This window comes from Streptomyces sp. MUSC 14 (genome assembly GCF_001866675.1).
In the GTDB taxonomy this organism is placed as follows: Bacteria; Actinomycetota; Actinomycetes; order Streptomycetales; family Streptomycetaceae; genus Streptomyces.
In genome coordinates, this window is the sequence record NZ_MLYN01000037.1 from 105925 (window position 1) to 121103 (window position 15179).

General features: G+C 70.5%; 11 protein-coding genes. 4 read left to right on the top strand and 7 right to left on the bottom strand.

All coding sequences use genetic code 11. The features are described from left to right. Nucleotides 1-21 precede the first annotated feature (21 nt). Nucleotides 22-2535, bottom strand: coding sequence for an RNA helicase (locus BIV25_RS23860; RefSeq protein WP_071374435.1), 2514 nt, complete (start codon nucleotides 2533-2535; stop codon nucleotides 22-24). Nucleotides 2536-2680: 145 nt separating this feature from the next. On the opposite strand from BIV25_RS23860, the gene BIV25_RS23865 reads away from it, so the two are divergent. Then, nucleotides 2681-3475, top strand: coding sequence for a metal-dependent hydrolase (locus tag BIV25_RS23865; protein ID WP_071374436.1), 795 nt, complete (start codon nucleotides 2681-2683; stop codon nucleotides 3473-3475). Between the two features lie 89 nt (nucleotides 3476-3564). On the opposite strand, the gene BIV25_RS23870 is transcribed toward BIV25_RS23865, so the two are convergent. The 4 genes from BIV25_RS23870 to BIV25_RS23885 form a co-directional block, all read right to left on the bottom strand. Beyond that, nucleotides 3565-3828 carry a type B 50S ribosomal protein L31 gene (locus BIV25_RS23870; RefSeq protein WP_071374437.1) on the bottom strand — a complete coding sequence of 88 codons (264 nt, stop codon included), beginning with the start codon at nucleotides 3826-3828 and terminating at the stop codon, nucleotides 3565-3567. Between the two features lie 42 nt (nucleotides 3829-3870). Next, nucleotides 3871-4341 carry a DUF5709 domain-containing protein gene (locus BIV25_RS23875; protein ID WP_071374438.1) on the bottom strand — a complete coding sequence of 157 codons (471 nt, stop codon included), beginning with the start codon at nucleotides 4339-4341 and terminating at the stop codon, nucleotides 3871-3873. 519 nt (nucleotides 4342-4860) lie between these two features. Continuing rightward, nucleotides 4861-6642, bottom strand: coding sequence for an ABC transporter ATP-binding protein (locus tag BIV25_RS23880; protein ID WP_071374439.1), 1782 nt, complete (start codon nucleotides 6640-6642; stop codon nucleotides 4861-4863). Next, nucleotides 6639-8444 carry an ABC transporter ATP-binding protein gene (locus BIV25_RS23885; protein WP_071374440.1) on the bottom strand — a complete coding sequence of 602 codons (1806 nt, stop codon included), beginning with the start codon at nucleotides 8442-8444 and terminating at the stop codon, nucleotides 6639-6641. The genes BIV25_RS23880 and BIV25_RS23885 overlap by 4 nt, the downstream gene beginning before the upstream one ends. Nucleotides 8445-8750: 306 nt before the next feature. Between BIV25_RS23885 and BIV25_RS23890 the strand changes: the two genes are divergently transcribed. Beyond that, nucleotides 8751-9494: a L,D-transpeptidase family protein gene (locus BIV25_RS23890; RefSeq protein ID WP_256256026.1), complete on the top strand. Its 744-nt coding sequence runs from the start codon at nucleotides 8751-8753 to the stop codon at nucleotides 9492-9494. A gap of 51 nt (nucleotides 9495-9545) precedes the next feature. Further along, complete coding sequence (locus BIV25_RS23895; RefSeq protein ID WP_256256027.1) at nucleotides 9546-11156, top strand: peptide-N4-asparagine amidase; 1611 nt, start codon at nucleotides 9546-9548, stop codon at nucleotides 11154-11156. Nucleotides 11157-11356: 200 nt separating this feature from the next. Here the strand turns inward: BIV25_RS23895 and BIV25_RS23900 are convergent, their stop codons facing one another. Next, on the bottom strand, nucleotides 11357-11806 hold the full coding sequence (locus BIV25_RS23900) for a MarR family winged helix-turn-helix transcriptional regulator (protein ID WP_071374442.1): 450 nt from the start codon (nucleotides 11804-11806) through the stop codon (nucleotides 11357-11359). 114 nt (nucleotides 11807-11920) lie between these two features. Here BIV25_RS23900 and BIV25_RS23905 point away from each other — a divergent pair, with 114 nt between their 5' ends. Then, nucleotides 11921-13729, top strand: coding sequence for an ABC transporter ATP-binding protein (locus BIV25_RS23905; protein WP_071374443.1), 1809 nt, complete (start codon nucleotides 11921-11923; stop codon nucleotides 13727-13729). Between the two features lie 263 nt (nucleotides 13730-13992). Here the strand turns inward: BIV25_RS23905 and BIV25_RS23910 are convergent, their stop codons facing one another. Next, entirely contained in the window at nucleotides 13993-15072 is a 1080-nt protein-coding gene (locus BIV25_RS23910) for an NAD(P)-binding domain-containing protein (RefSeq protein ID WP_071374444.1), read from the bottom strand. Between the last annotated feature and the right edge of the window lie 107 nt (nucleotides 15073-15179).

Genomic DNA, 15179 nt, shown 5'->3' on the forward strand with positions numbered 1-15179 from the left:
TCGCACCTGGTCGAGAACGGCTCACAGCTGGCCGACTTCGGTGACGCGGACGACGGCTCGGCCCTCGGCGTCCGAGGCCACGAGATCGATCTCCGCGCTGATGCCCCAGTCGTGATCGCCGTTCGGGTCGTCGAAGATCTGGCGGACGCGCCAGAGGCCGTTCTCCGGCTCCTCCTTGATGACCAGCAGCTTGGGGCCACGGGCATCGGGGCCGGTGCCGAGATCCTCGTACTCGTCCCAGTACTTGTCCATCGCCTCGCCCCAGGCGTCGGCGTTCCAGCCGGAGTCGGCGTCCATCTCGCCGAGTTCCTCGACCTGGTCGAGGGCGGCCAGCTCCGCGCGACGGAACATGGCGTTGCGGACCAGCACCCGGAAGGCGCGCGCGTTGGCGGTGACCGGCTTCACCTCGTCGGCCTTCTCCTGCGCCTCCTCGGCGGTCATCTCCTCGGGGTTGGCCAGCTGTTCCCACTCGTCGAGCAGGCTGGAGTCCACCTGACGCACCATCTCGCCGAGCCACTCGATCAGGTCCTGAAGGTCCTCGGACTTCAGGTCGTCCGGGATGGTGTGATCGAGCGTCTTGTAGGCGCTGGCGAGGTAGCGCAGCACGATGCCCTCAGTGCGGGCCAGCTCGTAGAAGGACACCAACTCCGTGAAGGACAGCGCCCGTTCGTACATGTCACGGATGACGGACTTGGGCGAGAGAGGGTGGTCGCCGACCCAGGGGTGGCTCTTGCGGTACGTGTTGTACGCGTGGAAGAGCAGCTCCTCCAGCGGCTTCGGGAAGGTGATGTCCTGGAGACGCTCCATGCGCTCCTCGTACTCGACGCCGTCCGCCTTCATCGCGGCCACGGCCTCGCCGCGCGCCTTGTTCTGCTGGGCGACGAGGATCTGTCGCGGGTCGTCCAGGGTGGACTCGACGACGGACACCATGTCGAGAGCGTAGGACGGCGACTCGGGGTCGAGGAGTTCGAACGCGGCGAGCGCGAACGTGGACAGCGGCTGGTTGAGCGCGAAGTCCTGCTGGAGGTCGACCGTGAGCCGGACGATGCGCCCTTCGGCGTCCGGCTTGTCGAGCTTCTCCACGATCCCGCCGTCGAGCAGCGAACGGTAGATCGCGATGGCGCGGCGGATGTGCCGCAGCTGCTGCTTGCGCGGCTCGTGGTTGTCCTCCAGCAGATGACGCATCGCCTCGAAGGCGTTGCCCGGGCGGGCGATCACCGACAGCAGCATCGTGTGCGTCACCCGGAAGCGCGAGGTCAGCGGCTCGGGCTCGGCGGCGATCAGCTTCTCGAAGGTGTTCTCCGTCCAGGCGACGAAGCCCTCCGGCGCCTTCTTGCGCACCACCTTGCGCCGCTTCTTCGGGTCGTCGCCCGCCTTCGCCAGGGCCTTCTCGTTCTCGATGACGTGCTCGGGTGCCTGTGCCACGACGAGCCCGGCGGTGTCGAAGCCGGCCCGCCCGGCCCGGCCCGCGATCTGGTGGAACTCACGGGCCCGCAGAGTGCGCACGCGACTGCCGTCGTACTTGGTCAGCGCCGTGAACAGCACCGTGCGGATGGGTACGTTGACCCCCACGCCGAGCGTGTCCGTGCCGCAGATGACCTTCAGCAGGCCAGCCTGGGCGAGCTTTTCGACCAGACGGCGGTACTTGGGCAGCATGCCGGCGTGGTGGACGCCGATGCCGTGCCGGACATAACGGGAGAGGTTGCGGCCGAACTTGGTGGTGAAGCGGAAGTTGCCGATCAGCTCGGCGATCTGGTCCTTCTCCCCGCGCGAGCACATGTTGATGCTCATCAGGGCCTGCGCCCGCTCCACGGCCTGCGCCTGTGTGAAGTGCACGATGTAGACGGGGGCCTGCCTGCTCTCCAGCAGATCCGTCAGCGTCTCCGTGAGCGGGGTGAGCTCGTACTCGTAGGAGAGGGGCACTGGGCGGGTCGCCGAGCGGACCACCGCCGTGGGGCGGCCGGTGCGGCGGGTGAGGTCCTTCTCGAAGAAGGACATGTCACCCAAAGTGGCCGACATCAGGATGAACTGCGCCTGGGGGAGCTCCAGCAACGGGATCTGCCACGCCCAACCGCGATCCCCCTCGGCGTAGAAGTGGAACTCGTCCATGACGACCTGGCCGACGTCCGCGTCCTTGCCGTCGCGCAGCGCGATCGACGCCAGCACCTCGGCGGTGCAGCAGATCACGGGGGCATCGGCGTTCACGGAGGCGTCGCCGGTGAGCATGCCGACGTTCTCGGTGCCGAAGATCTTGCACAGCTCGAAGAACTTCTCGGACACCAGCGCCTTGATCGGGGCGGTGTAGAAGGTGACCTCGTCCCGGGCCAGCGCGGCGAAGTGTGCGCCCGCGGCGATCATGCTCTTGCCGGATCCGGTGGGCGTCGAGACGATCACGTTCGCCCCGGACACCACCTCGATCAGCGCCTCCTCCTGATGCGGGTAGAGGGTGAGGCCGCGCTCCTGCGCCCACGACTCGAAGGCTTCGTACAGGGCGTCGGGGTCGGCGGTCGGCGGCAGCTGATCGATGAGGGTCACGCACCCATCTTGCCTGGCCCGGCCCCCGAGAGGGGAATCGGCTGCGACGACGAAGATCATGGCAGCTACGCTGTGTCGCCGACGAAGCGTCAGCGCACCGGGTCAACTGGACAGCGATACACGAGGAATGGGGCGGGAAGCGGCCATGATGGGACCAGCACACTCACTGTCGGGGGCCGCGGCCTGGCTCGGGGTCGGAGCGGCCGCCGCGGCGTACGGACACCCGATGCCCTGGCCCGTTCTTCTCGTCGGCGCGCTGATCTGTGCCGGCGCCGCGCTCGCCCCGGACCTCGACCACAAGGCGGCGACCATCTCGCGGGCCTTCGGGCCGCTCTCCCACTGGGTCTGCGAGATCGTCGACAAGCTGTCCTGGGCCGTCTACAAGGCGACGCGTATGAAGGGCGACCCGCGACGCAACGGCGGCCACCGCACGCTGACGCACACCTGGGTGTGGGCGGTCCTGCTCGGAGCAGGCGCCTCGGCGGCGGCGATCACGGGCGGTCGCTGGGCGGTGCTGGCGATCCTGTTCGTGCACATGGTGCTGGCGATCGAAGGCCTGCTGTGGCGGGCGGCCCGGGGTTCCAGCAGCGACATTCTCGTCTGGCTGCTGGCCGCGACCAGCGCGTGGATCCTCGCCGACATCCTGGACAAGCCGGGCAACGGCTCCGACTGGTTGTTCACCGCGCCGGACCAGCAGTACCTGTGGCTGGGGCTGCCGATCGTGCTGGGCGCGCTGGTGCACGACCTCGGGGACGCGCTGACCGTGTCCGGCTGCCCGATCCTGTGGCCCATTCCGGTGGGCCGCAAGCGCTGGTATCCGGTGGGGCCGCCGAAGGCGATACGGTTCCGGGCCGGCAGCTGGGTGGAGCTGAAGGTCCTGATGCCCGTGTTCATGCTGCTCGGCGGGGTGGGCTGCGCCGCCGCACTCAATGTGATCTGACGACGGGCCCCGCCCGTGCGTGGGCGTGGGGCAGCCTCTACGGCCGGTTCCTTCGCTCTGGCCCGGAAGGGCTGAGGCCTCGCTCCCGGTCAGCCTGCCTCGCCGGGCTCCGCTCCGCCGTACCGGCGCTCGAAGCGGGCGACGCGGCCCTCCGTGTCGACCGTGCGGGCCTTGCCCGTGTAGAAGGGGTGGCTCTCCGAGGAGATCTCCACGTCGATCACCGGGTAGCTCTCGCCGTCGTCCCACTCGATTGTCTGTTCGCTCTGCGCCGTGGACCGGGTCAGGAACGCGTATCCGGCGGCGCGGTCGCGGAATACCACGGGGTGGTAGTCGGGATGCTTGTCCTGCTGCATGGCGGCTCCTCGTGCGGGGCGGTCGGGCAGGGGGCCTGCGGGTCAGCCGGACAAGGAGTCCTCGTCGACGATGTGCATCGCTGCCTCCTCGGCGGAGGCCGCGGCACCGTCGATGCCGACATCGGTGGCGAGCAGGGCGGCCTCGTCGTCCTCGTGGGCACCCTCGTCGGGGGCCACCAGCCGGCCGGAGCGGAGGTCGCCGACCTCGTTGTCCAGGAGTTCCCCGTCGGTGCCGTCGCAGTCGCCTATGCCGTCGCCGTCGGGAGCGGCGAGGTCGGGCTGTTCCTCGGCGAGCCGCTGGTCCAGTGTCTCGCCCGCCTGGCGCTCGGCGGCCGTCACACCGGTGTGTTCCACCGCCCACGGGCGCTCGGGAGGGGACCAGCCACGGTCGAGCGGGTCGTCGACGCCGTCGAAGTCAAGTGTGTCCTCGACGTCGAGGACCCCCGAGTCCTCCCGGATCTCCGAGGGATCGGGCTGGTAGACATCGTCCCCCCAGCTGTCGGCGCTGTCCACGAGTACCTCCGGGTGATGAGGACGGCCTCCTACCACCGCTCGGGGCGGCGGGCCGTCGGCACGTGCGGCGCGGGTGCCACACGCCGCGAACCAGACGGTTCGTCGACGCTCCCCGAACCGGTGCCGCTCTCCAGCCTTCCACCCCGGCTCGGGACCGCGCAACGGCACGGCTCCCGGCGGAGGCCTGCGCGCGAACACGGGTACCCGGCAGGGCGCCCCGAGACGCATCCCGCCGAGTCCCGATCCCCTCATGGTTCGGCCGGGGCGGGACCCGGGGCGGGCCGGTGCACCGGGGTCCGGCCGGTCCGGGCTCCGGCTGTGGCGGCATCCGCCTCGGAGTGGTCGGCCACGGCTCGGCCGCTCCGCGCCCCGGGAGCCGAAGCCACCTCGGGCCCGGAAACCACACCGGTCCCACGCCGCCAGGGCAGCCGAGGCGCCGGGAGCCCCGTGACCGGGGCGACCGGTACCGGCAGCGGATGCCTCACCGCGCTACCGGTCGCCGGCCGCTTCGGCGGTTCCTCATCCGTGCCAGGAGCGCCACAGGGCTGCGTACGCGCCGTCGGCCGTGACCAGCTCGTCATGGCTGCCCAGCTCGCTGATGCGGCCGTTCTCCACGACGGCGATCACGTCGGCGTCGTGGGCGGTGTGCAGGCGGTGGGCGATCGCGACCACCGTTCGCCCCTCCAGGACCCGGGCCAGGGAACGCTCCAGGTGACGGGCGGCACGCGGGTCGAGCAGCGAGGTCGCCTCGTCCAGGACCAGTGTGTGCGGATCGGCCAGCACCAGCCGGGCCAGCGCGATCTGCTGGGCCTGTGCCGGGGTGAGCGCCAGGCCGCCCGAGCCGACCTCGGTGTCCAGGCCGCTGTCCAGGGTTCGCGCCCAGTCGTCCGCGTCGACCGCTCCCAGCGCCGCCCACAGCTCGGCGTCGGTGGCACTGGTGCGGGCCAGCAGGAGGTTGTCACGCAGGGAGCCGACGAAGACGTGGTGCTCCTGGTTGACGAGGGCGACGTGCGAGCGGACGCGCTCGGCCGGCATGTGGGACAGCTCGGCGCCGCCCAGGGTGATCGTGCCGTCCCGGGGCGCGTAGATCCCGGCCAGCAGCCTGCCCAGCGTGGACTTGCCCGCCCCCGACGGACCGACCAGGGCCAGCCGGGTGCCCGGGGCGATCTCCAGCGAGACCTCGCGCAGCACGTCGACGCCCTTGCGGTAGCCGAAGTGCACCCGGTCGGCGGACACGTCCCGTCCCTCGGGATCCAGCGAGGCGTCCCCGGCATCCGGTTCGATGTCCCGCACGCCGACCAGCCGGGCCAGCGACACCTGGGCGACCTGCACCTCGTCGTACCAGCGCAGGATCAGGTTCACCGGGTCGACCAGCATTTGCGCGATCAGGGCACCGGTGGTCAGCCGACCCACGTCGATCCAGCCCTGCAGGACGAAGACTCCGCCGACCATCAGGACCGAACCGAGGACGATGACATGGACGGCGTTGATGACCGGGAAGAGCACGGACCGCAACCACAGGGTGTAGCGCTCCCAGGCGGTCCATTCCTTGATCCTCTGCTCCGACAGGGCGACGCGGCGGGCGCCCAGGCGGTGCGCCTCGATGGTGTGGCCCGCGTCCACGGTCTCGGCGAGCGCGGCGGCGACGGCGGCGTACCCTGCGGCCTCGGAGCGGTAGCCGGAGGGCGCGCGTTTGAAGTACCAGCGGCATCCGGCCAGCAGCACCGGGACGGCGAGCAGCACGGCGGCCGCCAGTGGCGGGGCTGTCACGACGAGCCCGCCGAGCAGCAGCAGTGCCCACACGACACCGATCGCCAGCTGTGGCACGGCCTCGCGCATCGCGTTGGCCAGCCGGTCGATGTCGGTCGTGATACGGGAGAGCAGGTCGCCGGTGCCTGCCCGTTCCAGCACGCCCGGCGGCAGCCCGACGGAGCGGACGAGGAAGTCCTCGCGCAGGTCGGCCAGCATCCGCTCGCCGAGTACCGCACCCCGCAGCCGCACCTGGCGTACGAACACGGCCTGGACGGCCAACGCGAGCGCGAACAGTCCGATGGTCAGACCCAGTTGGAGATGACGGGAGCGGTCGGACACCCGCTCGACCAGGCCGCCGAGCAGGTACGGACCCACCATGGAGGCGATCACGGCGACCGTGTTGACGGCGACGAGCAGCAGGAAGGCCCGCCGGTGACGGCGGAACAGCTCGGTGACGTAGGCGCGCACGGTCGCGCTCGCGCCGACGGGCAGGGTGGTGGCGGTCGTCGGGGCCGCCGGGTCGTACGCCGGTGGCGCAACGCCGATCATGCGCTCTCCTCGATCTCTTCGAGCTCCTGGAAGGTGTCCAGCAGGACCTCTTCGTCGGTCTCGGCCAGTTCCTCGTCCGTCTCCCGCGTCACCACCGCGCGGTACCGCGGCTCGCTGTCGACCAGGTCGCGGTGCACGCCTACCGCCACGACCTCGCCCTCATGGACCAGGGCGACCCGGTCCGCGCGGTCGAGCAGGAGCGGCGAGGACGTGAAGACCACGGTCGTCCGGCCGGAGCGCAGCCGGTGCAGCCCGTCCGCGATCCGGGCCTCGGTGTGCGAGTCGACCGCGGAGGTCGGTTCGTCCAGCACCAGTACCTCGGGATCGGTGACCAACGACCGGGCCAGTGCGAGCCGTTGGCGCTGGCCGCCGGAGAGGGAGCGGCCACGCTCGGTGATGCGTGCGTCCATCGGGTCGGCGGCGTCCACCGATCCCTGTACGAGCGCGTCCAGCACGTCGGCGCACCGCGCAGCGGCCAGGGCATCCTCGGCCGGCACTGCTGCGGAGGCCGGCACGTCGAGCAGTTCGCGCAGGGTGCCGGAGAGCAGCACCGGGTCCTTGTCCTGGACGAGGACGGCGGTCCGGGCGCTGTCCAGGGGAAGTTCGTCCAGGGCGACCCCGCCGAGCAGCACCGAGCGGCCCGGCTCGGCAGGGTGGCCGCCCAGACGTTCCGCCAGGCGTCCGGCCGCGTCGGGATCGCCGCACACGACGGCGGTGAGCCGGCCGGCAGGCGCGAGCAGCTTGGTCTCGGGGTCGTACAGATCCCCCGTCGGCACCTCTGCCGCGCGGGTGCCGTCCGTGGCCGTGGACCGCTCGAGTGACAGCACCCGTGCCGCCCGTTTGGCCGACGGACGGGAGAAGGAGTACGCCATGGCGATTTCCTCGAAGTGCCGCAGCGGGTAGTTGAGGACCATGACCGCGCTGTAGACGGTGACGAGTTCGCCGACCGTGATCCGGCCCTGACGGGCCAGATGGATGCCGTGCCAGACGACGGCGATGAGCAGCAGTCCGGGCAGCAGTACCTGGATGGCGGAGATCAGCGACCACATCCGGGCGCTGTGCACGGCGGCGTGCCGTACTTCCTGCGACGCTCGGCGGTAGCGGTCGAGGAACAGCTCCTCGCCGCCGATGCCGCGCAGCACGCGCAGTCCGGCGACCGTGTCCGAGGCGAGTTCGGTGGCTCGGCCCGCCTTCTCGCGCTGCACATCGGCGCGACGCGTGGCCCGGGGCAGCAGCGGCAGCACGGAGACCGCGATGATCGGCAGTCCGATCGCGACGACCACGCCCAGGGCGGGCTGATAGACGAGGAGGCCGACACCGACCACGACGACCGTGAGCGCTGCGGCGGTGAACCGGGAAATCGCCTCGACGAACCAGCCGATCTTCTCGACGTCGCCGGTGGACACGGCCACCACTTCGCCCGCGGCGACCCGCCGGGTCAGAGCGGAGCCGAGTTGGGAGGCCTTGCGGGCCAGCAGTTGCTGGACCCGGGCGGCGGACGTGATCCAGTTGGTGACGGCGGCCCGGTGCAGGAAGGTGTCGCCGAGGGCGATGCCCGTGCCGCACAGCAGCATCAGAACGCCCGTCAGGGCGAGCCGGGTGCCGGAGCGGTCGACGACAGCCTGCACGGCCAGGCCGACGCAGAAGGGCAGGGCCGAGACGGAGACGAAGTGGAGCAGGCCCCAGGCGAGTGACTTCAGCTGTCCGCCGAGTTGGTTGCGCCAGAGCCACCACAGGAATCGGGGACCCGAACGCGTGTCCGGTACCCCCGGATCGGAATACGGAAGGTCTTGAATCTGCATGACGTCCCAGTGGCTCGTGTCAGGGAGGGGGAGGCGGAGGGATGTGCCAACAAGCCGTGAAAGGTTCGCGTCGCAGAGTGGTGAATTTCAAACGGTTTTCCCGATGGGCCGCCCGAATCAACCGGCTTCCGGCCACCGGATCCCTGAGGCCGGGGCGAGGTTGCCATCCACGCAGGGGGTCCGGTCGTCCTCGGCGGCCGGGTGATCGGATCCCGTGCAGGTCACCCGCGCTGTGCTGTCAGCCAACCCGGTGAAATGGTCGCATTAGTCACATTATCGATCGTCGTGTGATGTCACGATGGTCCTGTGAAGATCTACAGCGTGCGGCTCGTGGCAGCCGCGGTGACGTTCGGGGCTGTCCTGGCGACCCTCTCCGGGTGCGGCAGTGACGGACCGTCCGGCCCCGTCGACGCCGGCGGTGCGCAAGGTCGCCGCGCTCCGGGCGTGACAGCGCTGCCCGCGACCGATCCGACCCTGATCCCGGACGTCGGCGAGCGCCTCCAGCGTCGCATCCCCGCCGACACCGGCCAGGTTCTGGTGGTGTACGGCGAGGGCGAGAACTCACCCGATTCCACGGCCGTGTTCTACATGAAGGAGGGTCCGGAGTGGCAGCGTGTGGCCCGTTGGGCTGCCCATAATGGCCGGAAGGGCTGGACCGTGGAGCATTATTCGGGCGACGACCGCAGCCCTGTCGGCGTGTTCGGTCTCACCGATGCGGGTGGCGTGCTCGACGACCCCGGCAGCAGGCTGCCGTACGACCAGGACTACGTGGCCTACGCGCCGACGGTCAACGCCGTGGCCTACGACCACGTCTTCGACTACGTCATCGCGATCGACTACAACCGCCTGCCGGGCACCGTCCCGCACAACCCCACCCGCCCCCTGGGTGAGGACAGGGGCGGCGGTATCTGGCTGCATCTCGATCACGGCGACGGCACGTCCGGTTGTGTCAGCCTGCCCAAGGGGGCGATGAAGTTCCTGCTGCGCACACTCGACCCGGCCCAGCATCCGGTGATGGTGATGGGGGACGAGAGGGAACTGCGCGCCTGACGCGACGAGGCGTCATTGCGGGGTGGGGTCGACTGGCCGTAGAACACGGCCATGAGAAGACGGATAGTCATGTCCATGCTCGCCGGAGTGACCCTCCTGGCAAGCGCACTCTTCGGCACCGGGGCCGGCACCGCTCAAGCGGCCGACGTGCCCACCGAGTTCGGCACCGACTGGCACGACCCGGTCACCGCCGCGCCGCCCGTCGACCGGCCACACACCACGTCGTGCCACGTCACCCTGGCCGACGCCCAGTTCCGTGACTTCACGCCCTATCGCGGCACGTACACCCCGCCCCAGGGCTGCGGCGATCACTGGAGCAAGGTCGTCCTGAGCCTCGACGGCAAGGTGAAGGGCCGTCAGTACGACAGGCTGGGCTATCTGCATGTCGGCGGGGTCGAGATCCTGCGCACCTCCACCCCTGAGCCCTCGCCCGACGGCATCGCGTGGCACGTCGAGAAGGACGTCACCCGCTACAGCGACACCTTTCGCCGGCCGCAGGACGTCGAGATGCTGATCGGCAACGTGGTGGACAGCACGTACACCGGCGTCATCGACGTGCACGCCACGCTGACCTTCTACGCGGGCCGCCCCGCCGAGCGCACCCCCGACCGGGTCCTCACCCTCGCGGACACTCCGAACGGCACGACCCTCACCACCCCGCGCAACAGCGAACGGATCGTCGCCGAGGTGTACGCGACCGGTTCGGGCGGCGGCTGCGAGGAGTTCTGGTATCTGACCGTGGCCGACCCGGCCTCGTACTCCTGCAAGGCCGATCACGGTCCCTACCGCGAGGTGCAGGTCAAGGTCGACGGCCGACTCGCCGGAATCGCCGCGCCGTTCCCGAACGTCTGGACAGGCGGCTGGTCCAACCCCTTCCTCTGGTACGTCATCCCGGCGCAGGGCGCCTTCGACGTGCGGCCCATCCAGTACGACCTCACGCCCTTCGCGGGCCTGCTGAACGACGGCCGCCCGCACCGGGTCGAGGTCTCCGTGGTCGGCGTGCCCGCGGGGCAGTCGGGCTGGAGCACGCCGGTGAACGTACTGGTCTGGCAGGACGCGCACCGTGCCCGGGTCACCGGCGCGCTCACCGCGGACACGGCGACGGACCTCGTCAACTCCTCCACGTACGTGCCGGGTTCGGAGAACCGGGTGAACACCGAGGCCGGACACCGGCTCACCGTCTCCGGATACCTGGACACCTCGCACGGCCGTGTGACGACGACCGTCAGCCGCACCGTCGCCAACACCTCCGTGCACCGCTGGACCGAGGGTGAGAACACGGACGGGCTGGACGCGACCTGGACCGACGACGAGACGGTCACCACCGGTGGACACGGCCCCGCAGGGGTGACGCATGCACGGCGGACGTACACGCTGAACGGCACGACGACCATCGGGTCGGACCACCGGCTGCGCACGGTGCTGACGCTCGGCGACCGAGCGTCGGTGACGCGGCGGCAGGACGGCCGGCGCGCTGCGTGGTCGCGGCTCGACGACACCTACAGCGGCGACGCGGCGTACACGGTCGATGTCCCGCGCGAGCAGCGGCACGCGGTCGGCACATCCGGCGAGCGCTACCGCAGCTACGGCTCCGAAGGCTGCTACGACCGTTCGCTGGCCACGGCTCAGGGGGTGCTGACGGAGGATCGCGAGCGGTGCTGAGCGCGGCCGTGCGGGATGCGCCACGCACAGGATGCTGTGCGCTGCTGTGACACGGGTGCCTCGGAACGGACCGACGGCGCCACCAGGATGATCGTCAATCGGAGTCGCATTCCGCATCGCAGAAGTCCCGTTCGGCTTCCGTGAGTCCGGCGTTCCCCTGGGAGCGCCGGCAGGGCCTGACGGCGGGGTGGGCTCCGCCGTCAGCAGCTCTTGGCCGACTCGCCGTCGATCAGCGTGTCCAGCAGTACGCCGAGCACCTCGCGCTCCTTCTCGGTCAGCGGGGCCAGTATCTCCTCGGCCGCCGACCGGCGCGCGCCGCGCAGTTCGCGCAGGGTCGCGCGCCCCTCGTCGGTCAGCTCGATCCGGGTCACCCGTCGGTTTGCGGGATCCGCCGCCCGTCGTACCTTCCCGCTCGCCTCCAGCCCGTCGACCAGCGTTGTCACCGCGCGCGGCACCACTTCCAGGCGCTCGGCCAGGTCGGCCATGCGCGGAGGCGAGGGGTAGTGCGCGAGGGTGCGCAGCAGCCGGGACTGGGCAGGAGTGACGCCCAGATCGCGCCGCTCCAGGTGGTGCTTCTGGATGCGGTGCACGCGTCGGGTGAGCCGCAGCAGTTGCTCGGCGAGCAGGCCGTCGGAATCGGGGGTGCTCATGCGGGAACAATATCAGGACGACATTCATTGTGAGTATAGGTAACAATGAGCTATGATCAGTCAGTCATCGTCGGCCGGTTCCTGACCGGCCCCCGTCCATCCCCGTAGGAGCCCATGCATCCCGACCGTGATACTTCCTGGACTCCACCTGCCGACGCCAAGGAGCAGCCCCGGCAGGTGCGCCGCATCCTGAAGCTCTTCCGTCCCTACCGCGGGCGGCTCGCCGTCGTCGGCCTGCTGGTCGGCGCCGCCTCGCTGGTCTCGGTGGCCACGCCGTTCCTGCTGAAGGAGACGCTCGACGTCGCCATCCCCCAGGGGCGCACCGGCCTGCTGAGCCTGCTCGCGCTCGGCATGATCCTCAGCGCGGTCCTGTCCAGCGTCTTCGGCGTGCTCCAGACACTGATCTCGACCACCGTCGGCCAGCGCGTCATGCACGACCTGCGCACGGCCGTCTACGGTCGGCTCCAGCGGATGTCGCTCGCCTTCTTCACCCGCACCCGCACCGGCGAGGTGCAGTCCCGGATAGCCAACGACATCGGTGGCATGCAGGCCACCGTCACCTCCACCGCCACCTCCCTGGTCTCCAACGCCACCAGCGTCGTCGCCACGATCGTCGCGATGGTCGCGCTCGACTGGCGGCTCACGGTCGTCTCGCTGCTCCTGCTCCCGGTGTTCGTCTGGATCAGCCGCCGTGTGGGCAAGGAACGCAAGAAGATCACCACACAGCGCCAGAAGCAGATGGCCGCCATGGCCGCCACGGTCACCGAGTCGCTCTCGGTCAGCGGCATCCTGCTCGGCCGTACCATGGGCCGGTCGGACTCGCTGACCGCGTCCTTCGCCGAGGAGTCCGAGAGCCTGGTCGACCTGGAGGTGCGGTCGAACATGGCTGGGCGCTGGCGTATGGCCGTGATCACGATCGTCATGGCCGCGATGCCGGCCGTCATCTACTGGACCGCAGGTCTGGCCCTCCAGTTCGGCGGTCCGAAGGTCTCGCTCGGCACCATCGTCGCCTTCGTCTCGCTCCAGCAGGGTCTGTTCCGCCCGGCCGTGAGCCTGCTCGCGACCGGCGTCCAGATCCAGACCTCCCTTGCGCTCTTCCAGCGCATCTTCGAGTACCTCGACCTGCCGATCGACATCACCGAGCGCGAGCGGCCCGTTCACCTCGACCAGATCAAGGGCGAAGTCCGGCTGGAGGACGTCGAGTTCCGCTACGACAGCGACGACAAGGTCCGCCCGGTCCTCGGCGGCATCGACATCACCGTGCCCGCGGGCACCGGCCTCGCCGTCGTCGGCCCCACCGGCGCCGGCAAGTCCACGCTCGGCTATCTGGTGCCCCGGCTCTACGACGTCACCGGCGGTCGCGTCACGCTGGACGGCGTCGACGTCCGCGATCTCGACTTCGACACCCTCGCCCGCGCGGTCGGCGTCGTCTCGCAGGAGACGTACCTCTTCCACGCCACCGTCGCCGACAACCTCCGCTTCGCCAAACCCGACGCCACCGACGAGGAGCTGCACGCGGCGGCCGAGGCGGCGCAGATACACGACCACATAGCCGCGCTGCCCGACGGCTACGACACCGTCGTCGGTGAACGCGGCCACCGCTTCTCCGGCGGCGAGAAACAACGCCTCGCGATCGCCCGCACCATCCTGCGTGATCCGCCGGTCCTCATACTCGACGAGGCGACCAGTGCGCTCGACACCCGTACGGAGGCCGCTGTCCAGGAGGCCATCGACGCCCTGTCCGCCGACCGGACCACGATCACCATCGCCCACCGTCTGTCCACGATCCGGGACGCCGACCAGATCGTGGTGCTGGACTCCGGCCGCGTCGCCGAACGCGGCACGCACGAGGAACTGCTGGAGCGGGACGGGCGGTATGCCGCTCTGGTGCGCCGGGACGCGCAGCTGGAGCCGGCCGGCTGAATCCGGGAGGGAGGGCTGTCCGGGTTCTCGGCCTTCCGCCACCGGGCTGTCACCGTCGTCGGTTTCGTCCGGGGTGAGGTCGCGACGGAGACGGACATGGGCACGGTGCAAGGCGGCCCGGGTTGTCTTCGACCGGCAGGACCGTGGAACGCTGTTACAGAGGGACTCCACCGCTTCTCCGCCGACCGCAGGGCGCACCTGCGCGACATGGCGGAGTTCGGCGACCTCCACCAGAGCGAGGGGCATCGACAGCCGTACGTGTCTCAGGCGGCGACCGGCTGTTCCTCGGACAGCAGCCGTCTGATGTCCCGTACGGCGGAGCGTCCGGCCCGGTTGGCACCGATGGTGCTGGCCGAGGGGCCATAGCCGACGAGGTGGACACGGGGATCGGCGACGGCCCGGGTGCCCTCGACCCGGATCCCGCCGCCCGGCTCGCGCAACCGCAGCGGCGTGAGATGGTCCAGCGCGGCCCGGAACCCGGTGGCCCACAGAATGACGTCGGCGGCGACACGGCGGCCGTCGCTCCACTCCACCCCGTCCGGGGTGATCCGCTCGAACATCGGCTGCCGGTCCAGCACCCCGTCCGCGAGGCCCTGCCGGACGGCGTCGTTCAGGGGCAGCCCGGTGACGGAGACCACGCTGCGCGGAGGCAGTCCCCGGCGCACCCGCTCCTCCACCCGCGCGACCGCCTCCCGGCCCGCTTCCTGGTCGAACGGCCCCTCGCGGAACACCGGAGGCCGGCGGGTCACCCAGGTGGTCGCGGCCGCGTAGGGAGCCAGCTCCAGCAGATGCTGGGTGCCCGAGGCGCCGCCGCCCACGACCACGACCCGCTTCCCGGCGAACTCCTCGGGACCGGCGTACTGGGCGGTGTGCAACTGCCGTCCCCGGAAGGTCTCCTGGCCGGGATAGCGCGGCCAGAAGGGCCGGTCCCACGTTCCGGTCGCGTTGATCAGCGCCAGCGTGGACCAGGTGCCCGCCGAGGTCTCCACGGACAGCCGGCCGCCGACGCCCTCCTTGACGGCCCGTACGTCGACGGGCCGCCGCACCCGCAGGTCGAAGGCGCGCTCGTAGCGGTCGAAGTACGCGCCGATGACCTCCGCCGACGGCCGCGCCGGATCGGCGTCCGTCAGTTCCATCCCGGGCAGCGCGTGCATTCCGTGGACCTTGCCGTACGTCAGTGAGGGCCACCGGAACTGCCAGGCGCCGCCCGGCGCGAAGGAGTGGTCGAGCACCACGAAGTCACGGTCCGGCCCGAGGCCGGTGCGCCGCAGGTGATAGGCGCTGGACAGCCCGGCCTGACCGGCCCCGATGACGACAACCTCGACCTCGCGTGATTCGTTCACGCTTCTACTAACTGGGGAGGGGTCTGAGATCTTCCCAGGCCGGAACCGCCGACGCGGCCGCAGACCGTGCCGGAGACTCGCATGTCAGATCGGAGGCGCTCGTGCTG